This window comes from Luxibacter massiliensis (assembly GCF_900604355.1).
Classification (GTDB): Bacteria; Bacillota; Clostridia; order Lachnospirales; family Lachnospiraceae; genus Luxibacter; species Luxibacter massiliensis.
In genome coordinates this window covers 2,394,548-2,416,825 of record NZ_UWOE01000001.1, presented here as the reverse complement: position 1 = coordinate 2,416,825, position 22,278 = coordinate 2,394,548, and the positions used below count along the sequence as shown (strand labels likewise).

Annotated in this window: 16 protein-coding genes; 13 read left to right on the top strand and 3 right to left on the bottom strand. The window is 45.1% G+C overall.

Annotated elements, in window-relative coordinates; genetic code table 11:
* Nucleotides 1–173: 173 nt before the first annotated feature.
* The 3 genes from EFA47_RS11150 to EFA47_RS11140 all read left to right on the top strand — a co-directional run bounded on the left by EFA47_RS11150 (nucleotide 174) and on the right by EFA47_RS11140 (nucleotide 3,083).
* Nucleotides 174–887, top strand: a complete 714-nt coding sequence (locus EFA47_RS11150) for an ABC transporter ATP-binding protein (RefSeq protein WP_122643344.1) — start codon at nucleotides 174–176, stop codon at nucleotides 885–887.
* Nucleotides 884–2,461 (top strand): putative ABC exporter domain-containing protein, encoded by a 1,578-nt coding sequence (locus EFA47_RS11145; protein WP_122643343.1) that lies wholly within the window; start codon nucleotides 884–886, stop codon nucleotides 2,459–2,461. The genes EFA47_RS11150 and EFA47_RS11145 overlap by 4 nt, the downstream gene beginning before the upstream one ends.
* A 127-nt stretch (nucleotides 2,462–2,588) precedes the next feature.
* Nucleotides 2,589–3,083 (top strand): methylglyoxal synthase, encoded by a 495-nt coding sequence (locus EFA47_RS11140; RefSeq protein WP_122644510.1) that lies wholly within the window; start codon nucleotides 2,589–2,591, stop codon nucleotides 3,081–3,083.
* A gap of 73 nt (nucleotides 3,084–3,156) precedes the next feature.
* Here the strand turns inward: EFA47_RS11140 and galE are convergent, their stop codons facing one another.
* The 3 genes from galE to EFA47_RS11125 are packed head-to-tail and all read right to left on the bottom strand — an operon-like array spanning nucleotide 3,157 to nucleotide 6,260.
* Nucleotides 3,157–4,194 (bottom strand): UDP-glucose 4-epimerase GalE, encoded by a 1,038-nt coding sequence (galE, locus tag EFA47_RS11135; protein WP_122643342.1) that lies wholly within the window; start codon nucleotides 4,192–4,194, stop codon nucleotides 3,157–3,159.
* 11 nt (nucleotides 4,195–4,205) lie between these two features.
* The gene (locus EFA47_RS11130) at nucleotides 4,206–5,333 is read right to left on the bottom strand and encodes a phosphotransferase enzyme family protein (RefSeq protein WP_122643341.1); all 1,128 of its coding nucleotides are present in this window, start codon (nucleotides 5,331–5,333) and stop codon (nucleotides 4,206–4,208) included.
* Nucleotides 5,334–6,260 carry a sugar phosphate nucleotidyltransferase gene (locus tag EFA47_RS11125; RefSeq protein ID WP_122643340.1) on the bottom strand — a complete coding sequence of 309 codons (927 nt, stop codon included), beginning with the start codon at nucleotides 6,258–6,260 and terminating at the stop codon, nucleotides 5,334–5,336. It lies immediately after the preceding gene.
* Between the two features lie 439 nt (nucleotides 6,261–6,699).
* Between EFA47_RS11125 and EFA47_RS11120 the strand changes: the two genes are divergently transcribed.
* From EFA47_RS11120 to EFA47_RS11075, 10 genes are all read left to right on the top strand, one after another.
* Entirely contained in the window at nucleotides 6,700–7,614 is a 915-nt protein-coding gene (locus tag EFA47_RS11120) for a helix-turn-helix domain-containing protein (RefSeq protein WP_122643339.1), read from the top strand.
* Between the two features lie 302 nt (nucleotides 7,615–7,916).
* Nucleotides 7,917–9,443, top strand: coding sequence for a sodium:solute symporter family transporter (locus EFA47_RS11115; RefSeq protein ID WP_122643338.1), 1,527 nt, complete (start codon nucleotides 7,917–7,919; stop codon nucleotides 9,441–9,443).
* A 35-nt stretch (nucleotides 9,444–9,478) separates the two neighbouring features.
* Nucleotides 9,479–10,456, top strand: coding sequence for a LacI family DNA-binding transcriptional regulator (locus EFA47_RS11110; protein WP_122644509.1), 978 nt, complete (start codon nucleotides 9,479–9,481; stop codon nucleotides 10,454–10,456).
* Nucleotides 10,457–10,724: 268 nt separating this feature from the next.
* Complete coding sequence (locus tag EFA47_RS11105) at nucleotides 10,725–11,720, top strand: Gfo/Idh/MocA family protein (protein ID WP_122643337.1); 996 nt, start codon at nucleotides 10,725–10,727, stop codon at nucleotides 11,718–11,720.
* Nucleotides 11,721–11,725: 5 nt separating this feature from the next.
* Nucleotides 11,726–12,730, top strand: a complete 1,005-nt coding sequence (locus EFA47_RS11100; protein WP_122643336.1) for a VOC family protein — start codon at nucleotides 11,726–11,728, stop codon at nucleotides 12,728–12,730.
* A 105-nt stretch (nucleotides 12,731–12,835) separates the two neighbouring features.
* The gene (locus tag EFA47_RS11095; RefSeq protein WP_122644508.1) at nucleotides 12,836–14,203 is read left to right on the top strand and encodes a sodium-dependent transporter; all 1,368 of its coding nucleotides are present in this window, start codon (nucleotides 12,836–12,838) and stop codon (nucleotides 14,201–14,203) included.
* Between the two features lie 261 nt (nucleotides 14,204–14,464).
* Nucleotides 14,465–16,417, top strand: a complete 1,953-nt coding sequence (locus EFA47_RS11090) for a methyl-accepting chemotaxis protein (RefSeq protein WP_122643335.1) — start codon at nucleotides 14,465–14,467, stop codon at nucleotides 16,415–16,417.
* A 5-nt stretch (nucleotides 16,418–16,422) separates the two neighbouring features.
* The gene (locus EFA47_RS11085) at nucleotides 16,423–16,869 is read left to right on the top strand and encodes an FMN-binding protein (RefSeq protein ID WP_122643334.1); all 447 of its coding nucleotides are present in this window, start codon (nucleotides 16,423–16,425) and stop codon (nucleotides 16,867–16,869) included.
* 126 nt (nucleotides 16,870–16,995) lie between these two features.
* Entirely contained in the window at nucleotides 16,996–20,046 is a 3,051-nt protein-coding gene (locus EFA47_RS11080; protein WP_122643333.1) for a hypothetical protein, read from the top strand.
* A 234-nt stretch (nucleotides 20,047–20,280) separates the two neighbouring features.
* Nucleotides 20,281–22,266 (top strand): methyl-accepting chemotaxis protein, encoded by a 1,986-nt coding sequence (locus EFA47_RS11075; protein WP_122643332.1) that lies wholly within the window; start codon nucleotides 20,281–20,283, stop codon nucleotides 22,264–22,266.
* Nucleotides 22,267–22,278 lie beyond the last annotated feature (12 nt).

Below are 22,278 nucleotides of genomic sequence, written 5' to 3'. Positions count from 1 at the left end.
TATTGTAACATATAAATATTATAAGTACTATATTTGCTGCAAAAAATCTCATATAGCTATTAAGTTAGTGTTGACAGAGAATAAAAAACAACGTATTATTGTATTAAATCAATAATACAATAAAGCTTTCTAAATATCAGAACAATATAAGGATGCTTTATGAGGAGGATAGTATGCTTGAAATTCAGGAATTAAGTAAATCATATGGGAAGTACCTGGCAGTGGATAAGGTCAGTTTTTTTATACCTGACGGGCAGGTAGGGGTCTTGCTAGGGCCAAACGGAGCCGGAAAGTCTACGATAATCAAGAGTATTGCAGGCTTGCTCAGATATTCGGGCAGAATCGGCATACAGGGGATACCTGCCAGGCAGCTGGAGGCAAAGAAGATTTTTGCCTATGTTCCCGAGATACCTGCCATGTTTGAGTCATTGACTGTCAGGGAACATATTGAATACGTGAGGAAGGCATATGACAGTGGGATCTCAGATGAGGAGGTCGCGTCCATCCTGAGGCGTTTTGATCTGGACGATAAGCAGGATAAACTGGGCAATGAACTGTCAAAGGGGATGATGCAGAAGGTAAGTATCTGTTGTGCCCTGGCCATCCGTCCCAAGGTAATTCTGCTGGATGAACCCATGGTGGGCCTGGATCCAAAGGCAATCAAAGAGCTGAAGGATGTGGTTCTGGAGTTGAAGGAAACAGGGGTGACAGTTTTAATCAGCACACATATGCTGGAGATGGTGGAAGAATTGTGGGATGTAATGTTTGTCATGGAGAAGAGCCATATTATAGGTTCATATAAGAAGTCTGAGGCCGGGGAGAAGGATTTGGATGACTTGTTCTTTGAGATGACTGGAGACTGGAATACGGATGGTGAGAAATCATGAGATCGTTAATGTATCTGACAAAAAGGAGCTTTATCAATAGCCTGAAGAAAGCGGTTAAAAAACCAGTTTCCCTTATACTTATCATTGCCGGAGTACTGTATGCTGTTTTTGTCATAGTTATGGTTGGGCAGCTGCTGAAGATGGTTAGTTTTGGCTCTGTAAAGGGACTGGTGGCTGTGATTACAGTCTGGACTATTTATATATTTCTGAGCAATTTTATCGGGTATGCCTCTAAGAAAGGGATTATATTCAGGCCGGCCCATGGGCATTTTGTTTTTCCTGCGCCCATTAGTCCCAAAACTGTGCTTATCCATAGTGCCTGGATGAACTATCTTCTGACAGTGGGGATCTGCATTTTGTTTTTTATTGCCGGGGTTACAGTATTTAATGTGGAAGTATGGCGTATGCTGTTATTCTTTTTCACAGGATGCGTGCTGGAAACCATATTTGAATCCAGCCTGATGGTATTTCTATATACCAATGACAAGATCCCATCCAAGGTGATGCTGTGGATAGGGCGGCTGATCAAGGTGTTTCTGGTTGGAATTACGCTGTTTATCATACTGTATTTTAGGGAGCATGGAGTCTCCCTTAAGACGGCCTCATCCTTTGTAGACTGGGAAGGCCTTCAGATGATACCAGTAGTAGGGTGGAATATTGCTGTTTACCGCCTGGTTCTTTTAGGGCCTACAACTTTGAATGTTGTCTGCAGCAGCCTATATGTATTCTCTGTAATTGGCATGTTCTTTGTGGCCCGCTGCATACCCTGCCGGGGAGAGTATTTTGAGGATGCGGCGAAATTTGCAGACAATTATGCCGAGATGCGCAGGCGCAAGAAAGACGGAGAGGTGGTCCTGGGCATGGAGCAGAAGAAAAGAAAGTTCCGCCGTGTGAACCGGACGATAAAGGCAACTGGGGCAAAGGCTATATTTTACAGGCAGCTGCTGGAATATAGGAAAGAGAAATACTTCATTTTTTCTAAAATGACACTTATCAGTGTTTTTATAGCAGCCTTGTTTTCGTTTACGCTCAGGGAGAATGCGATGAAGTCGGGTGTGCCCCAGATGTACCTTCTAGGCATTATTGCTTATATGACTCTGATACTGACGGGATATCTTGGGAAATGGGAGAATGAACTTAAGAGTCCATACCTTTTTATGATTCCTGACAGTCCTGTGAAGAAGCTGTGGTACTCTACTTTAATGGAGCATATAAAAGCTCTGGCAGACGGATGCCTGTTTTGTATTCCCCTGGGGATTGTGTGGAGGATTCATCCCGCACAGGTAATCCTCTCCGTCCTGATTTATACAGTGCTGCAGGCAAACAGGCTGTATACAAGGGTTGTGGCACAATGTGTGCTGGGAGATACATTGGGTAAGACCGGGCAAGATATAGTTAGGGCGTTGATTCAGATGACGCTCCTCGGTTTTGGCGTTTTGGCGGCAGTCATAGCAGGATTTGTATTTGGCATAGATTTTGTCTTTCCAATCATTCTGATTTATAGTATTATAATAACAGTAATCATAGGCCTGCTGGCTTCAATCCGCTTCCATTCTATGGAACAGCTTGTTTAAATGGTTTATCCAAGAGGGGGCATTGACAGATGCCTCTGGCCGTGTAGTCTTATGTATTCTTGTAAATTGGAAGCAGTTACATGAAAGATTCCTGTATAGACGCAGGGCCAGTGATGGAGGGAATAATATGTTAGATGAGAACTTTGTAACTATGGTAATCGGAAAGGCGAAACATATAGCTTTGGTCGCCCATGATGGCAAAAAGAAAGAACTGGTTGACTGGTGTGACAGAAATAAGGAAATATTAAAAAGCCATTTTTTGTGTGGGACGGGAACCACATCCAGACTGATCTCAGAGCGGACAGGCTTGCCTGTCAAGGGGTATTGCAGCGGCCCTCTGGGAGGCGACCAGCAGATAGGGGCCAAAATTGTGGAAGGGCAGATTGACTTTATGATTTTTTTGTGGGATCCATTGGAGGCACAGCCCCATGATCCAGATGTAAAAGCCTTGCTGAGAATCGCCGTTGTATATGATATACCCATTGCCAACAATCTTGCCACAGCCGACTTTATGCTTAACTCAAAGTTTATGGAAGAGCCATACAGCCGCAGGATAGAGAATTATAATAAGACCATACAGGACCGGGTGAAGCAGATGGGAGCCTCCTCCTCAGAGAGCTAGGTGCATGGGAAGTCTTAGATACAGGCATCTATACCCCGATGCCTGTATCGCTGCTAGTTTGATGCCCGTATGCTTACATCGGGGTATTTGGCTCAGCATAGCCATTGGGATTCTGAGACTGCCATCTCCACGTGTCCTCACACATTTCATCCAAATCTCTTTCAGCCTTCCAGCCAAGGACTTCTTTTGCCTTCTTTGGATCCGCATAGCATATTGCAATATCTCCTGCACGACGAGGTTTGATTTCATATGGGATATTCTTTCCACATGCCTTGGAAAATGCTTTAACCATATCAAGTACTGAGTAACCTATTCCGGTTCCCAGATTGATGACATCAAGTCCTGGATTTTTATCAAAGATATAGTCAATGGCTTTTACGTGTCCCATCGCAAGATCCACCACATGGATGTAATCGCGGATCCCTGTTCCGTCGGGAGTATCATAATCATCTCCAAACACTGCAAGCTTTTCCAGCTTTTCAACTGCAACCTGAGAAATGTATGGCATTAGATTGTTTGGGATGCCCTTCGGATCTTCCCCGATACATCCGCTCTTATGAGCTCCAGCCGGATTAAAATATCTCAAAAGAATTACGTTCCAATCTGGTTTTGCTTTTTGTAGATCAGCCATAATCTGTTCCATCATGGATTTCGTCCAACCATAAGGGTTCGTACACTGACCTTTCGGGCAGGCTTCTGTGATTGGGATTTCTTCTGGACTTCCATAAACAGTGGCTGAAGAACTAAATACAATATTTTTAACTCCGACCCTATCCATAACGCCCAACAGATTAAGTGTTCCTGTAATATTGTTGTGGTAGTACTCCAATGGCTTCTGGACAGATTCTCCAACAGCCTTTAATGCCGCACAATGAATAACAGCATCAATATTCTCCGCCCGAAACATAGATTCTAGGGTACCTTCATCCAATACATCTCCTTTATAGAATGTAATTTTCTTACCAGTCAGCTTCTCCACTCTTTTTATGGATTCCTCTGAAGAGTTAAAAAGATTATCATATACTACAATCTCGTATCCTGCATTTAGCAGTTCCAGTGCTGTATGACTTCCAATATACCCTGCTCCACCTGTAATTAAAATCTTTGCCATTATTCTGCCCCCTAATTGCTGCTGTACTTTTTAACTATTTCATGCATAGTATGCCATTTCTGTTCCATATCCTCAACCAGTTTAAATTGAGTTCTGCATCTATCCAGATTATGCCCTTCTCTGTGAGTCTTAAAATAGGTATCTCCCTGAAGATAATCTGTCAAAAAGCGCATTCCACATTCAAATGTCATGGCCTTTGCACCCATGGGCATGAGATCAATTTCTTTCTGTGTAAGCTTCCCACCGCATCCTTCAATGAAGCCTTTGGCATACAGGTCAAATAACTCCATACTACAGGAGACTTTATCCAGGTCTGCCTCATCTTCTGCCGCAGTATTTGCACCAAACCGGATAGAATCTCCGAAATCATTCATTGCAAGTCCCGGCATAACCGTATCAAGATCGATGACACAGATACCCTTTTTGGTCTTGTTATCAATCATAATATTATTAAGCTTGGTATCATTATGTGTAACACGAAGAGGTATTTCTCCAGCTGCAAGAAGATCGCTGAAATAATTTGCAACATCCTCATGCCCCAACACAAACTGAATCTCCTTTTGAACGGAAGCTGCCCTTTTTAGCACATCTTCTTGTACTACTTTCTTGAAAGCAGCAAATCTAGCCTTTGTATCATGGAATCCAGCAATTGTTTCATGAAGTGTTTCTGCGGGATAATCAGCAAGCATACACTGGAAGTGTCCAAATGCCACTGCGCTCTGGTAAAAATACTCCGGTTGTTCCACCTTGTCATAGCTTGCAGCATTTGTAATAAATATATACGAGCGCCAGTAATCGCCTTTAGAGTCCAAAAAATAATCTCTGCCATCTATCGTAGGAATAATGTTTAATGTCTCTCTGTCTGGATCTCCCCCTTCTTCAATAATCCTCCTGCGAAGATAGGACGTAACGCCAACAATATTTTCCATCAGTCCAATTGGGTCTGAAAATATTTCCGTGTTTATTCTCTGAAGTATTACATTTTTTTCCTTTTTTTTCTCTTTTCCTTTAGCTTCAAATGTCAAAAGAAATGTATCATTGATGTGTCCGCTTCCATATGATTCCTGCTTAATCAGTGTTCCCTCAAATTGAAAATGGGCAATTGCTTCCTCTTTTTGCTTCTGTGTCACCTGAATCATTTATATTTCCTCCCAAAGATGTGTTGGATATAGTCCACATTCTTTCATTTGCTTAATCGCCGCTACAACTACTGGCTTATCCTCTTTATATGTTACACCATACCATTTATCTGCGGATTCTAAAACAGCAACACTTGCACGGCCTTCGCTTAGGAGATTGCTTACGACTGTGGGCAGGAAGTATTCACATTTTATTGGATTGTCCTGGAATCCTGCGTCTAGAAATGCTGGAAATTCTGCTTTGATTTCTTCCAGAATACTCGTAGAGAATCCCCACATATTCATAGATACGATTGTTTCTGCTGCAATTGAAGTCCACGTTTCACCGCCGTCCTCTGTAAATGCGATTCCTCCATTACGTTTCTCAATTCTGGTTCTTTCGTAAATCGCTGCTAATTCTCCCTTTTCATTCATATCACAGATACCACGTGCCACATGCCCATTATCTGTTACCGTATTTCCGAGGTGGTATCCTATCATAGCATAACAATATTTCTCATTGTCTTCATGAGATACCAGATAATTATAAATCAGTTTGAAGGCTTCCTGGCCATAATAGTCATCTGCATTAATTACTGCAAACGGCCCATCAATCTGATCAATACAGCTAAGTACGGCATGTGCCGTCCCCCACGGTTTCACACGCCCTTCTGGAACCTCATATCCTTCTGGGATATCCGTGAGCTCCTGAAATGCATAGGATATATCCATATGTTCTGCCATGCGGGCGCCGACTGCTTCCTTAAAGTCTGTTTCGTCCTCTTTCTTGACAATAAAGATTACCTTTTCAAATCCTGCTTGTTTTGCGTCATACATGGAGAAGTCCATGAGAATATGTCCCTCTTCATCTATCGGGTCAATCTGCTTCAATCCGCCATAGCGGCTTCCCATTCCTGCTGCCATAATGACTAATATTGGTTTTTTCATCGCTCTACCTCCAGACGTTTATGATCTATTACTGATGAAAGATAATTACTGCGTACAGACACAGGATCATACTGATTGGACCAGCGTTTTGGCCTGTTATCACATTACGTGTTCTAAAGCTGTGCGTACATATACTATATAGGGACGGCTGCCGTTTTTTCTTTCCTTCTGCCGCAATCCAACCATTGCTGTAAAAAGAAGAATGCTTATAGTTTTCTTTTTAATACTTTACTTTCTATATAGTTTGTTTGGCTGATAAGTCTATTGTAGTATACTCCAAGGGAAAAATCTTTGTCTTATCTTCTCCATAATTTGCACTAGTTGCATTTACTTTACTCTTTGATTTTTGCTCAAAACAGGCTATAATACAAAATAGAATATTGTAAAATAGTAAAAGGGCAGGAGTATCATACGGATAATACAATACAGGAGTTCCACTATGGGGTATAACGGAATTAAGCTTCACAATTCAATAAATATAGGTAAAATCTACAGCATTCACTACTTCGAATATATGAATGATTTTTATTTCCAGGGAGAATCCCATAATTTCTGGGAATTTATCTGTGTGGACAAGGGGGAAGTGGGGATCACTTCCGGTGATTCATTTTCAATATTAAAAAAGGGAGATATTGCTTTTCATCAGCCAAATGAATTTCATAATGTTCGTGCAGTTGGCGGTATCGCCCCCAACCTTGTTGTCATATCCTTCCAATGTACCGATGAAGCCATGCGCTTTTTTTCTAAGCGGATCCTGCAGATTGACCAAACGGAGCAGAATCTTTTAGCCAATATTATCATTGAGGCAAGACGTTGCTTTGACTGCCGGCTGGATGATCCCTATCTTCAGAACATGCCTATGAAAGAGCCAAATCTTTTTGGGTCCGAACAACTTATTCATTTGTATCTGACCCAGTTTCTAATTCACCTGATCCGCAGACATTCCGGCCCGCTGATGCCATACAAAGGTATGCCTCGTCATGAAACACTTAAGACAACTAAGAGTAAGAGTGATACAGAAGTTTTTAACCGAATTGTGAATTATCTGGAAAGTAGGATAGATACTCGTGTCACCATTGACCAGATTTGCCATGACAATTTGACCGGAAGATCACAGCTTCAAAAAATTTTTAAAGAACAGTGCAATATGGGAGTTATAGAATACTTTTCTCTTATGAAAATTAATATTGCAAAAGAATTGATCAGGACCAACCGCATGAATTTCACCCAGATTTCTGAACATCTTGGCTATACTTCGATACATTATTTTTCCCGCCAGTTCAAGAAAATTACGGGTATGACACCTTCGGAGTATGTTACTTCTATAAAAGCAATGGCTGACGGAAGCTTTTAAGTTTCCATCGGCCATTTTATTTCCCGCGGGCAACGAGCCAAGGGGACATGTTTACATGTCCATTTGGCGGCTGCCGTAAGGATCTAATACCCCCATGCCTGCATCGCTGCTAGTTTGATGTTCAGTATGCCTGTATTGGGGACTTCGGCTCCCTGCCGCTGGGGAATGCAAGGCCTGGTTGACAGGAATAATTCCATGTGGTAAGATAAAAAACGGTACTTTAATACTTTAAAGCGTTGCGCTTTAAAGCGTATTAGTAAAAAGGCCGGGGTGAACTATAAAAAAAGAAATGAGGAAGAGAGATGGGAGTCAAATTATTTTTGCTGATTGTTTTTTTTGCAGTGATGGTTGGTGTGGGAATCTACTCCAGGAAACACACAAGAAACGTAGATGGATTTGTACTGGGAGGGAGGTCTGTGGGGCCATGGCTGACAGCTTTTGCTTATGGGACTTCTTATTTCTCTGCAGTTGTTTTTGTGGGATATGCCGGGCAGTTCGGGTGGAAATATGGAGTGGCGTCAACATGGATCGGGATTGGGAATGCAGTGCTGGGGAGCCTTTTGGCGTGGGTGGTCCTGGGAAGAAGGACAAAGGTCATGTCCCAGCATCTTAAATCCAGGACTATGCCGGAGTTTTTTGGGGAGCGGTACGGAAGTAAGTCCTTGAAAATTGCTGCATCGGTGATTGTGTTCATATTCTTGATTCCGTATACGGCTTCTGTGTACAACGGCCTTTCCAGGCTGTTTCAGATGGCATTCCATATTCCCTATGCTTACTGTGTAGTTGTGATGGCGGCATTTACTGCGGTATATGTGATTTTGGGGGGATATATGGCCACGGCCATTAATGATTTTATTCAGGGAATCATTATGCTGATTGGAATTGTGGCAGTGATAGGCGCGGTATTAAGCGGAAGGGGCGGGTTCATGGAGGCCCTTGGGACGATGGCGCAGTTGCCCAGTGACGTTCCAGTGACACAGGGGCAGCCGGGAGCCTTCACCTCATTTTTTGGTCCGGATCCCGTGAATCTTCTGGGTGTGGTGGTCCTGACTTCCCTGGGAACCTGGGGACTGCCCCAGATGATCAGTAAGTTTTATGCGATCAGAGATGAAAAGGCAATTAACACAGGGACAGTGATTTCTACATTATTTGCAGTAGTCGTTTCAGGCGGGTGTTATTTTCTGGGCGGGTTTGGCAGGCTGTTTGACGACCCGGCGCTCTATGATAAGGCAACAGGGGCCGTTGTATATGACAGCATTATCCCCTTTATGCTCTCCACACTGCCTGATATACTGATTGGTGTGGTTGTGGTACTGGTGCTGTCTGCATCCATGTCAACCTTGTCTTCCCTGGTCCTTACATCCAGCTCAACTATGACCCTGGATTTGCTGAAAGATAATGTGATAAAGGATATGAGTGAGAAGAAGCAGGTAGTTACCATGCAGCTGTTTATCATTTTCTTTATTATTATCTCAGTAGTCATTGCACTGGATCCCCCAACCTTTATAGCCCAGCTCATGGGGATTTCCTGGGGAGCGCTGGCAGGCGCTTTTTTGGCGCCGTTTTTATACGGACTGTACTGGAAACGGGTTACAAAAGCAGCCGTGTGGGCCAGTTTCATCACAGGTGTGGGGATTACAGTATCGAATATGTTTATGGGTTATATAGAATCCCCTATTAATGCAGGGGCCGTGGCTATGCTGGCAGGATTGGCCATTGTACCTGCCGTCAGCCTGATAACACCCAGAATCCCGGAAAAACAGGTGGAAGAGATCTTTACATGTTATGATGAAAAAGTTACAATTACAAAGAAGCGCTCTCTGGAGTGAATGGAAATGACAGTAAAAAACAGGAGGGATCTGGTTTGACTACAATTAAAGATGTGGCGGAGCAGGCAGGGGTGGGGATAGCGACAGTCTCTAGGATGATTAATCATACGGGGTATGTGTCGGAGGAGGCCAGGGAGCGAATTGAGGCCGCTATCAGGGAATTGGATTTTATCCCCAATGAGCGGGCCCGGAATCTGTCCAGAAAGAGGTCGGGGATTATAGGAGTGATTATACCTGATTTCCAGACCCCTTTTTATGCATCCTTCATCCGCCAGGTTGAGATAGAGCTGTACAAATACGGCTATAAAACAATGGTGTGCAATACAGTTAAAACCAGTGACAGGGAAAAGGAATATGTTGATATGCTGAAGCGCAATATTGTTGACGGGATTATTACAGGGGCGCTTTCGGTAGAAGACACAGTATATAAGGAAATAGATAAGCCGATTGTCAGCATGGACCATGATTTAGGGCCCAGGATACCACTGATTCACTCGGACCATAAAAAGGGTGGGCAGATGGTTGCAGAATATCTGGCCAGCCGGGGATGCCGCAGGGTTATCCAGATAGGCGGCTGTTTTCAGGTAAACACACCTTCAAATGACAGATATATAGAATTTGAGAAGGTGATGAATGCCTATCATATTTCTGTAAGGACGCTGGAAATGGAGTGGAACCGAACCAGTTATTCTTACTATATGGATCTTATGCAGAAGTATGTAGATGAGCTTAAAGAGGCGGACGGCATATTTGCCTCAGACATGGGCGCCATTGCCCTGTATCATTTTGCTTCAGACATGGGGATTAAAGTCCCTCAGCAGTTAAAAATTGTGGGATATGACGGCACGGATATGACGCGGATGGTGACTCCGGTTGTGACGGCCGTGTGCCAGGATATTCCCCTTTTGGCAAAGAAATGTGTAGATACAGTCATGAAACTGGTTCAGGGAGAGGGAGACATTGATTACCATCAGGTGACGGATGTCTATTTCCAGAAAGGCGGTACGGCTTAAGGGATTATAAAAATACGCCTGGGCAGATGTTGGGGCAGATATGCAGCGGTTTTCGCCTGGCAGCTTTAAAAAAGACAATTAAATAATAATTATTACTGATTTGTGAAAACGTTTCCCTTGTGCATAATAGTTACATGGAAACGTTTTTATAATGTGTATATGTAATAAATATATAAAAAATAAGGAAGTAATATTGACATATATAGTAGAAATGCACATAATATTCATAGACAGGACAATAAAAATACATTAAGTCAGGAGGATATCTATGAATCAGATAAAGTGGGTGATTGCTGGTACTGGCTATATAGCCAATGAGTTTGCAAAAGGGATGGGAGAAGTAAAGGATGCGGTTCTGGCGGCGGTTTCATCCAGGAGCTTTGAAAGCGGCCTGCATTTTGCGGAAAAATATGGCTGTGGAAAAGCGTATACAGATTTTGGGGAAATGTTGGAAAAGGAAAAGCCTGATGCAGCTTATATAGCAGTCCCCAATGACTGCCACTATACTTATATTATGGAAGCGCTGGAGAGAGGCATCCCGGTTTTAAGCGAAAAGCCAATGGTAGATAATCTGGTTCAGCTTGAGGCGGTACTTAAGAAAGCAGAGGATAAAAAGACATTTCTCATGGAGGGGATGTGGACAAGATGTTTTCCGGCTGTAAAGGAAGCCAGGGCCTGGATAGAGAAGGGGCGTATTGGCAGGCCGTTAGCTGTACATGCCTCCTTTAACATAAAGCCTGCCCCAGAAGACTGGCAGCCATGGAAGGGCGGGATTCAACATGCGGCAGGGGCCATGCGGGACGTGGGGATATATTCCTTGGCTATGGCATATATGGTGTTCCCTGACGGGCCAGTGAACACCTATTCAACGATGAAGTCCAATGGGGAAGTGGATGAAAGCTTTCATATGCTCCTCGAATATGAGGATGGAGGCGCTGCATTCTTGGGCGGGGCCTTTAACCAGGTCAGCAATCCCCAGACAGAAATTGTGGGGGAAGAGGGCCGGATTGTGATAGGGCCGGAGTTCTGGCACCCCACCACATCTACGCTGACCTTAAATGACGGGACAACAGAAAAATATATGGAGACATACCCCGCATCTGGCTTCCAGTATGAGATACAGGAAGTGCATGAATGCATCAGGGAGGGTGTATTAGAAAGTCCTCAGTTTACATGGGAAGAGTCCAGGAAGATTGGGGCGCTGATAGAAGAGACCAGGAAAGAATGGGGAATATTTTATGAAGCAGATGAAGAGAGGAGATAGAGGTTATGAAAGGTTCAATTAAACAAATCTGCATTTTGGTGGATGATTTGGATACAGCAATGAAAAATTATTGGGAGAATTTCGGCATTGGCCCTTGGGACGTGCGCCATTTTACCCCAGATACCGTGAGGGATTTCTATGTACGTAAGCAGCCTGTCCAGGAAGATTTCGATTTTATCTGTGCAGTTACATGGGAAGGGGATATGGAGTATGAGCTGATTCAGCCATTGAAAGGCCCCAATATTTATTGGGAACATTTGGAGAAATTTGGAAGCGGACTGCACCATTTTAAGGTTGTGATTCCAGACGATGACGAACTGGCAGCCTATGTAAAAGAGCTGGAGGAGAAAGGCCTGGAGGTGACGCAGACAGGCTGGATTGACAATGATGTCCATTATTATGTGAATTCTTATGATAAGCTGGGACTGACCCTTGAGCTGGGGAATGGCGGTAAGATCGGCGAGGCAGAGGAGGTATATCCGTCAAAGGATGCAGAGCGTCCTGTGGCCCACAGACAGAATATACGCCAGATAGCCCTTGTGGTAGATGACGTAGAAAAATACATGCAGAATTATGCCTATTATCTTGGAATTGACGGCTGGGATGTGAGGCACTTCACGCCTGAGAAAGTCAGGGATTTCTATGTGGAGGGAGAACATATCACAGAAGGGTTTGATTTCATTTGTGCTGTAAAATGGGTGGGGGATATGGAACTTGAGCTGATCCAGCCTGTGAAGGGCCCTAACATTTATTGGAAATTCTTAGAGCAGCATGGGCCTGGCCTGCACCATTTGAAGGATGTATATCCAGATGATGAGATTAAGGAGGAATGCACCCGACTTAAGGCGGCTGGGGTGCGTGTGATGCAGACAGGCTGGATAGACGGGGACAGCCATTACTATATAAGTACGGAAGAAATGCTGAAGATCGTCATGGAGTTTGGGAATGGCGGGAAAATCGAGGCCCCAGATTATGTATTTTATGCCGATGAGAAGGAGAAGAATGGTTAAGGGCACGATGTTCCTGGAGTCCTTTTAACCTTGTATTACACTTGACAGAAAAAACTTCATACCTTAAGATGAAACACAAATTAGAAAAGAAAGGTTATGGAAGGTATGAAGAGAGAAAAATTTGGTTCCAGGCTGGGATTTATCCTAATTTCAGCGGGATGTGCCATTGGCCTGGGCAATGTCTGGAGATTCCCGTATATTACGGGGCAGTATGGTGGGGCGGCGTTTGTCCTGATTTATCTATTTTTCCTTTTAATACTGGGACTTCCGATCATGATTATGGAATTTTCCGTGGGAAGGGCCAGCCAGGTGAGCGCCGCCCTTTCATTTGACAGGCTGGAGCCGGCAGGGACTAAATGGCACTGGTACAAGTATGGCGCTATGGCGGGGAATTACCTGCTGATGATGTTCTATACGACCATTGGAGGCTGGACTTTTATATATTTTGTGAAAATGGCGGCCGGTCAGTTTACGGGCATGGGCGCGGGGCAGGTGGAAGAGGAGTTTGGCGCGCTGATGTCCCAGCCTTTACTTATGGCTTCCTGTATGGTTCTGGTGGTGGTACTGTGCTTTGGAATATGCAGTAAAGGGCTGCAAAAAGGTGTGGAGAAAGTGACAAAGGTTATGATGCTCCTCCTCCTCGCCCTGATGATTATTCTTGCCCTACGTTCTGCCACTTTGGAAGGGGCAGGGGAGGGACTCCGTTTTTATTTGTTCCCGGATTTTCAGAAGGTACAGGATGCCGGCATTATGGAGGTTATTTTTGCGGCGATGGGACAGTCATTTTTCACGCTGAGCCTGGGAATAGGCGCCATTGCCATTTTTGGGAGTTATATTGATAAAAAGCGTTCTCTGGCAGGCGAGGCCATCTGCGTCACTGTGTTGGATACATGTGTGGCCCTGATTGCAGGGATGATCATCTTCCCTGCCTGTTTTGCCTTTGGGGTGAAACCGGACAGCGGGCCGAGCCTGATATTCATCACTCTGCCCAATATCTTTAACTCCATGGGAGGAGGGCGGATCTGGGGGACATTGTTTTTCCTCTGTATGTTCTTTGCGGCAGCCTCCACGATCATAGCAGTGTTTGAGAATATTATTTCCTTTGCAATGGACCTGACAGGATGCAGCAGGAAAAAGGCAGTGGCCTATAATATAGCTGCGGTCATCGTGCTGTCTCTGCCGTGCGTGCTGGGGTTCAATTTGTTAAGCGGCGTGACTTTTATGGGAGGCTCAAAAAATATTCTGGATTTTGAGGACTTTCTTGTCAGCAATAATCTGCTTCCTCTGGGGAGCCTGGTATACCTTTTGTTCTGTACAAGCAAGTATGGCTGGGGATGGAAGAAGTTCCAGGCAGAGGCTAATGCGGGCATTGGAATTAAATTCCCATCCTGGGCCAGAATATACGTATCATATATCCTCCCTTTAATTGTATTGTTTATTTTTATACAGGGGTACTGGGCGCTGCTGGTATAGAGTTTTTGCTGTGCAGGCATTTAACAGTTTATCGTCCTGTATATTTTACTCCCGCGGGCAACGAGCCAAGGGGACATGCTTACATGTCCATTTGGGGGCTGCCGCGGGGATCTACTACCCCGGTGCCTGCATGGCTGCTAGTTTGACGCCCCGAATGCTTGCATCGGGGTCTTTGGTTTTTGCATAATTATTCTTGTACGTTGAAAATATATGTAGTATTATAGAAATAATGCTATTTATTCAGACGAGGAGGAAAAGGGTGTGAAAGTAAAGCGGAATATCAACAAAAAAATACTGCTCAATACAATAACTATCGTTGTGGTACTGGCAGTCATTCTTGTCTCAGTCATGGCAGTATCCATGAAATCATTGACGGATAAGATATTGACAGATATCCTTCCATCTATGATTAAGACTGCGTCTCAGAGCATAGAAGGGAATATGCACATGCTTTCAGACAGGATTTTTATGATTGGGGACAACGATGCATTTACAAACCCCCGGAGCAGCCTGGAGGAGAAAAAGGCTGTGCTGGACAAGGCGCAGACAGGGATTGAGTTTATGTGGCTGGGTTTGTATGATGCAGGAGGGCAGCTGTATTTAGGGGACGAGAATTGCCCGGCAGCAATTTCGGGGCGGAAAATGTTTGCACAGATGGGCGAGACCCAAAATCTTGTGATTGATGATGTGGCCTCCTCCTCCAATGGACTGGAGCTTGCCATTGGTATGCCGGTTCTGTCCGACGGCGAGATACTATATTATCTGGTGGGCAGTTATAAATATGATGTCTTGAACGATGTCCTGAGTAATATTAACCTGAGCGCCAATGGGAAGGCATTTATTGTCAGCCAGGAGGGGCAGGTCATGGGGAACCGGGATACAAAGCTCGTGGAAGAGAATACAAGCCTGGCAGACAGCCTTCAGTCAGAGGATATTGCAGAAAAAGTGGTGTCAGGGGAGACAGGGGTGGAGACCATGGAGGCATCTGGTTCTGTAGATTTGGTAAGCTATGCCCCTATAAACGGCACAAACTGGTATCTTACTATTTTAGTTCCCCGCAGTGACTTTATGGGGCCGGCCAACGCAAGTATTTTACTCAGTGTGGCAATTACGCTGGTTCTGCTTATCCTGGCAGGGGGAATGACTCTTAGATTTGCTTCCAGGATTCAGAAATCCCTGAAAGGAGTGACAGAGCGTATTGGACTGCTGGCCCAGGGAGATTTAAAGGCTCCCACTGAGGTCATCAAGACCGGCGATGAGACGGAAGTGCTCTCCTATGCGCTGAGTGACACGGTTACTAGTATTAATGGATACATATCAGAGCTGTCCAGTATTCTGGGGAATATGTCAGGAGGCAATTTTAAAGTAGAAGTAAAGGGGACTTTCCACGGGGATTTCGTTGAGATGAAAGAGTCCCTGAATAAGATTATAGAAGCGCTGAACCTAATGCTAAAATCAATTAAGCATTCATCGGAGGAAGTGCTTATGACGGCTCATGTGGTTTCAGGCGGTGCACAGCAGGTACACAATGGGTCCACACAGCAGGCAGATTCCCTGAATGTCCTGTCCGGGGAGACAGAGGCCATTGGGCAGAATATACTGGAAGTGGACGACAACACAAAACTTGCGGGAAGCTTGATGGGAAAGGCAAAGGAGAGCATGGACAAGGGGGATGAGAATATGAGCAACCTCCTGCAGGCTATGGAGGATATTAACAGGAACTCCGTGGAAATCACTAAGATTAACAAGTTTCTTGAGGACATTGCTTTCCAGACCAACATCCTGGCCCTAAACGCATCGGTGGAAGCCGCCAGGGCAGGGGCCGCCGGGGGCGGTTTCGCAATTGTGGCCATGGAAGTGAGAAATCTTGCGGCCCAGAGCGCTGAGTCATCCAAGCGTACATCTGGCATGATAGACAGTTCCCTCCAGGCCATTGAGCGGGGCACAGAGTATGCTAAGAAAGTGGCGGAATCCTTCCACGATATTGAGGAGGTGTCCAACCAGATGTCTGCGATTACAAAACAGCTTGAGGGGAGCGTCTCAGTACAGAAGCAGTCTCTGGAAAACATGGCGGGCCAGATAACCCAGATACGGGATTTGGCTGAGCAAAACTTGCATGCCAGCTTTGAGAGCGCCACTGCCAGCCAGAAGCTGAACCAACAGGCTCAAAAGCTGCAGAGTATGTCTGGAAGATTCAGGCTGAGGGAGGAATAGACGAAATGAATAAGAAGAGAATCTTTTTACTTTTGGCCAGTGTTTTCATGTGCCTGCAGCTTGTTTCCTGCAGCAATGGGGAAAAGATGCAGGATGGCTACTACACGGCAGAACTTTCTGAATATAATAATGGCTGGAAGGAATATGTGACAATCTGTGTGATGGAGGATCAGATTGTCTCGGTGGAATATAACGCCAAGAATGCCAGCGGATTTATAAAGTCCTGGGATATGGCATATATGCGGACTATGAATGCCATACAGGGAACCTATCCGAATAAATATACAAGGACTTATGCATCCCAGCTTATGGAGAACCAAAATACAGACAACATAGACATGGTCAGTGGGGCAAGCTCCTCAGGGGGGAATTTTATCCGCCTTGCAGATGCTGTTATTGAAAAAGCGAAAAATGGAGATACAACGATTGCGGTTGTGGAAGTAGAGGAATAAAGGGTAAAAAGAAGGACAAAAAATGTAATAACTGGATGTGCAGCCAAAATTCCATTCATGTATAATATTAAATGGGAATGGGTGAATTTTCCATCTCAGAATAATTATATCAGGAGGAGAAGAGAAATGTGGAAGTACAGGAACCTGCTTAAGAAAGCAGGGGCGGTTGTGCTGGTGCTTGCTTTGGCTTTGACACCTATCGGGGCAATGGCGGCAGACGAAGAAACTGTTGATGGCCAGTCCGCTGTCCAGCAGTCTCTGGAGGGCGGCACGAGTACAGGGCCAGCAGATCCAGAAGTCACAAATCTAAATCCGGCAGATAAGCAGGTACAGGATGGGGTGACAGGGCAGGGTCAGGATCCAGCTAAAGGGCCAGACACCGGCACGGACATAGGAGATGGCGCTGTAGCTGAGGGTTCAGGGCAGCAGGAAGAGAAGGATGCAGCATTGACGGCCCAAGGGCAGCAGGAATCCAGGATAGGAGAGGCGGAGAGCAGTGGGGGAAATACGCAGAACGCACAGGAAGAGGCTGCCGAGGAAGGGTTAAGCCCTATGGCAGACGGGCAGTACGACGTTACCGCGCCGGTTATTGAGTCTGTAACATTCGACCAGAATGGGAAAACCATTGGCCAGGATGAAGAACTCAAGATTTCTGTGCAGGCTTATGACGCGGAGAGCGGAATCAGTTATATAGAAGTTGGCCTGCAATTCCAAGATTCAGACGACAGCAACAGTTATTCTGATTCCATAACACTTACCCAGAGCAGCGCCAATTCTAAAGTGTATGAAGGCACCTATCCGATGAAGGGCATGATTTACAGTGAAGGTCGTATCAGTTACATAAAAGCTGTGGATAACCGGGAAAATCCTGCATCTTATCCGGTGTGGGACAGTGCAACAAATGTAAGCAAGTATACATTTAAGGTTGATCCCGTGTCCATTGAGGATATTAAGGTGACAGATGTGGATTTTTCAAATCCGGGCAGCACCCTGAAATCCGGGGAGAGTGCGGAGTTCACTTTTAAAGCGACCCCTGCCATGGAGGATGGGGATGGCACATTTTATGTCAGGTTCAAGTATGAGGACTCAGAATATGATATAACCTATTCAGCGGGTGCATGGTATGATGCTGAGGCCGGATTATATAGGGGAAGCCTGAGTGCAGATGATTGGAGGGAAGCCGGGAAATGGAAGGCTGTTGCTATTGAATATGAAATACTAAATAAGACTGTTACACTGCTGTCTGAAGAGATCGGTGATATTTGGTACCAGATAGAAGATACAAAGGGAGACAAGGTCCCCCCGGAGATTACTTCCATCCAGGTGGGAGAAGGCAATAGCCAGAACGGTAAGATGCTGCAGCCGGGGGATGTGGTTAATTTTAAAATCCAGGCGAAGGATGATGTGGAGTTAGATACATATTCTGCATATCTGTATCTTTATCCTGTGGCAGAGATAGACACAACTTCTATATTCGTGGAGTTGGTCTATAATAATGGAGTCTTTGAGGGGACCTTTGAGGTGACAGATGACACATATCCTTGTGAATGGTATATTGGAGACATAAGCATTCAGGATATGGCGGGAAATGATGCAGATGATTCCACATTGGGGTATCCAAATTATCCGTATTATTTTACAGTAAAGAACGGTGATACCTTTGTAAACCCTGCATATGAGTTCAACTATAGTTTTAATTATCTCAATGCTGAAGGGGAATGGGAATCAGTCAATGCAGGAAGAAAAGAAAATGTAGAGCGCCGTACCACCTTAGGGGAACTGGGAATTGAGTTCCCGGAAGTACCGGAATATCCAGGACTTACATTCCAGGGATGGACAGACTATGAAGGGAATCCCGTTGACGAGAGCACACAGATTGTCGGCCATTCTTATGTGTCTTATTATGCATCGTATGATAAGGCGCCCGTAACATTCTACTATTCGTATTTTGATGAGGACGGGTATCGTGTACAAGAACACTATATTACCTTGATGTCCAAGGATACATTGAAAAAGGATGTCATTGCCGAGGCAGGAAAGAAGGCATCCCCGGGAGATGTAGTAGGCCTAACCTTTAAAGAGTGGAATATCTATGGATATGATACAGATATGCCCGTGGGTGAAAGATATGATTTGACGATTCAGGCAGTATATGATAAAAGTCTTGTACGTTTCCTGATTCATGATAGCCAGAAGGATTCGGCGAGCTATGTTACATGGGATATGGAAAAAGAGTATGAGATCATACTTTGCCAGCCAGTCAGTGAAGGGGATATAGTGAAGATCCCTACAAGCACAGATACCTATGATACTCTTACCTGGACGATAGGACTGACACAGGAGGAGAAGGATGCGGGAGAGATTGTAAGCACAGCTTATGACCGCACAGTCTATGGCTATGCAGGGGAAGGCAGCAACAACGGCGGTGGGCCGACAGATCAGGACCCTTCTGTTACACAGCCGGGTATCGGACTTCCAGAAGATGCAATCAAGCAGATTGTAGAAAGCATTGGAAACCTCACTGAAGGCCAGGCCATGGATATTGACATGGGAGATGCAACGGTAGTCCCGAAAGAGGTGCTGGAGGCTGCCAAAGGAAAGAATATTACTCTTAATCTTAATATGAACGGATATACATGGACTATCAATGGCCAGGATATTTTGGATGACAATCTGTTGGATATTAACCTGGAGGTTAAATTCAACACAGATGCAATTCCAAGCAAGACAGTACAAGAGCTGGCAGGGGATAATCCTACACAGCAGCTTTCCCTGACCCATGAAGGCAGCTTCGGGTTCAAGGCTACCCTGACAATGAATGCAGGCGCGGAGTATGCCGGCAAAAACGGCAACCTGTATTGGTATGACAGCAACCACAGAATGATTTTTGTGGATGCCGGGGAGATACAGCCAGACGGTGCAGTCTCACTGGAATTCAGCCATGCATCAGATTATGTGCTTGTCATGGCAGACGAAGTGATGGGGGGCGGCACTGGCGAAACGGACAGTGCAGGAAATGCTAAAAATGTAAATACTACAGCCACAACTGCAAAAGCAGGCCAGACTGTACAGTCTGTAAAGACAGGCGATACGGCTTCTTTTGCACTTCTGCTGACAGCGTTAGGCGTTTCAGCCTTAGCAGCAGGAATCGTAGTGTATAGAAGAAAAATGAACTAAAAGTAATACCAAGGGGCACTTCCTTAAGCCGATGCCGGCTGGGGCGGTGCCCCTGTTTTAATTTGGGAGGAAATGGGGTGCAGATAAATTAAAAACCTACGGGGGGATCAGTAGAATAACGTACAATGATAGCCTGAAAACGATTTCAAAATTCGTTAAATTTAAGAGTTGAATTTCTAAGGAGGGAAGAATTATAATATATAAAGATTACAAGTAGATAAAGGAGGGGTTTTCTTGAAAACCAGAGGGAAAAACAGGGGACATTCTTTGACGGGGCGGATGGCTGTTCTAATCAGTATTATTTTCTGTTTATCCGTTATTGTTATTTTTATTTTCAACTTCTTTATAACCAGGAGAATTATAAGAAGTAATATGGAGGCAAATGTCAGCCAGACTGTGAAATATTATGAAACGGAGGTCAACAGCTGGCTGGAAATACGTATCGACCAGCTTAATCTCCTCAAACATTCAATTGAGCGGCTGCCGGCGGAGCAGCGCACCAGAGAGGTTGTGACAAATCTTGTGGTAAGCTCCGCGGAATACGGCACAGATTTTGGGGGCATTACAGACTATATTGTATTTCCAGATAAAACCATGATCTCCGGCGACGGCTGGGTTCCAGAGGCAGGGTATGACCCTACATCTACAGAATATTATCAGAATGCATCTAAAGGAGAACTGTACATATCTTCTCCGTATGTAGATGCCACCACGGGAGAGTTCATCATCACTATTGCCGCGCCGGTTACTGTGGACGGCAGCCTATATGCAGTGGTAGGCAGGGATCTGACCATCTCTGAAGTCAAGTCTATTGTGGATGGTTATCAGACGGCAGACGGGTCCTATCTGTATCTTCTTGATAAAGAAGGGAATATCCTGAGCCATCAAAATGGAGATTTCCAGCCTACAGGAGATAAAGTCGTGAATGTTTCAGATGTATCCATGGATATTTTACAGAGTGTGGCGGATGCAGACCAGACAGTTAAAGCGAATGATTATGACAATGCTAAGAAAAACTTCCTGGCTATGACAGAACCGGAAAGCCAGTGGGTTGTAGGGCTTGTCTATCCTAATTCTATCATTGAGGACGAGTTGGAAAAACAGATAGTGACGAACCTGGTTGTATTTATTATCGCCCTTCTTGTATCATTGGCCATAGTGATAACAGTCCTGCGGAAGAAGCTTTTACCCATCAGCCAGGTAGTAAAGGCGGCGGAAAACATTGAGAAAGGGCACCTCCAGGTAGAGCTGGATGTGAATTCAGATGATGAAATCGGCAGGCTGGCCAATACGTTCTACAATACGGCTGAGTATTTAAGGCGCATTATCGGGGAGATATCCACGATACTGACGCAGATTTCTTCAGGCAACTTAAATATACATGCAGAAGAGGATTACAGGGGAGATTTTGTACGTATCCATGAGGCCCTGGAGAAAATCACCCATAATCTCAATGATGTAATCGGCGGAATTGACGACGCGGCTGACCAGGTTGCAGGGGGAGCTACACAAGTGGCTGACAGCGCCCAGATACTCTCCCAGGGGGCGGTAGAACAGTCAGGGCAGATTGAGGAACTAGTCCGGGGGATGGACCGGGTAAAAGACACAGTGAATGAGAACGCTGCGCGCTGTGAGGAGGCCGGTGAGGTTACAAATAATGTGGCCCAGAAGCTGGAGGAGAGCAACCAGCATATGCATGAGATGGTGGACGCTATGAATAAAATCAGCCATTCCTCTGATGAAATTGGTAAGATTATCAAGACAATTGAAGATATTGCTTTCCAAACCAACATTCTTGCCCTCAATGCCGCTGTGGAGGCGGCCCGGGCCGGTGAGGCGGGAAAGGGGTTCGCAGTCGTGGCAGATGAAGTCAGAAATCTGGCCGCTAAAAGCGCTGAGGCTGCCAAGAACACAACGACGCTCATTGAGACCTCTATCAGCACAGTAGGCGAAGGGACCCGCGTGGCCGGGGAGACGGCAGAATCCCTCACTGAAGCTGTGGATGCGGCTAAAGAAGTTGTGGAAGAGATTAAGAGAATTGTCCAGCTCTCCAATGAGCAGGCTGATGAGATTAACCAGATTTCCAGCGGTATCTCAGATATATCACAGGTGGTTCAGAGTAATTCTGCATCTGCGGAGGAAAGTGCCGCAACGAGTGAGGAATTGTCCAGCCAGGCCCATACAGTGAAGGCTCTTCTCGGAAGATTCCAGAGGCGTTAAGAGCAGAAGTTA

Coding starts and splice junctions, on each gene's coding strand:
- EFA47_RS11150 (WP_122643344.1), top strand. CDS start 174: ATGCTTGAAATTCAGGAATTAAGTAAATCATATGGGAAGTACCTGGCA.
- EFA47_RS11145 (WP_122643343.1), top strand. CDS start 884: ATGAGATCGTTAATGTATCTGACAAAAAGGAGCTTTATCAATAGCCTG.
- EFA47_RS11140 (WP_122644510.1), top strand. CDS start 2,589: ATGTTAGATGAGAACTTTGTAACTATGGTAATCGGAAAGGCGAAACAT.
- galE (WP_122643342.1), bottom strand. CDS start 4,194: ATGGCAAAGATTTTAATTACAGGTGGAGCAGGGTATATTGGAAGTCAT.
- EFA47_RS11130 (WP_122643341.1), bottom strand. CDS start 5,333: ATGATTCAGGTGACACAGAAGCAAAAAGAGGAAGCAATTGCCCATTTT.
- EFA47_RS11125 (WP_122643340.1), bottom strand. CDS start 6,260: ATGAAAAAACCAATATTAGTCATTATGGCAGCAGGAATGGGAAGCCGC.
- EFA47_RS11120 (WP_122643339.1), top strand. CDS start 6,700: ATGGGGTATAACGGAATTAAGCTTCACAATTCAATAAATATAGGTAAA.
- EFA47_RS11115 (WP_122643338.1), top strand. CDS start 7,917: ATGGGAGTCAAATTATTTTTGCTGATTGTTTTTTTTGCAGTGATGGTT.
- EFA47_RS11105 (WP_122643337.1), top strand. CDS start 10,725: ATGAATCAGATAAAGTGGGTGATTGCTGGTACTGGCTATATAGCCAAT.
- EFA47_RS11100 (WP_122643336.1), top strand. CDS start 11,726: ATGAAAGGTTCAATTAAACAAATCTGCATTTTGGTGGATGATTTGGAT.
- EFA47_RS11095 (WP_122644508.1), top strand. CDS start 12,836: ATGAAGAGAGAAAAATTTGGTTCCAGGCTGGGATTTATCCTAATTTCA.
- EFA47_RS11085 (WP_122643334.1), top strand. CDS start 16,423: ATGAATAAGAAGAGAATCTTTTTACTTTTGGCCAGTGTTTTCATGTGC.
- EFA47_RS11080 (WP_122643333.1), top strand. CDS start 16,996: ATGTGGAAGTACAGGAACCTGCTTAAGAAAGCAGGGGCGGTTGTGCTG.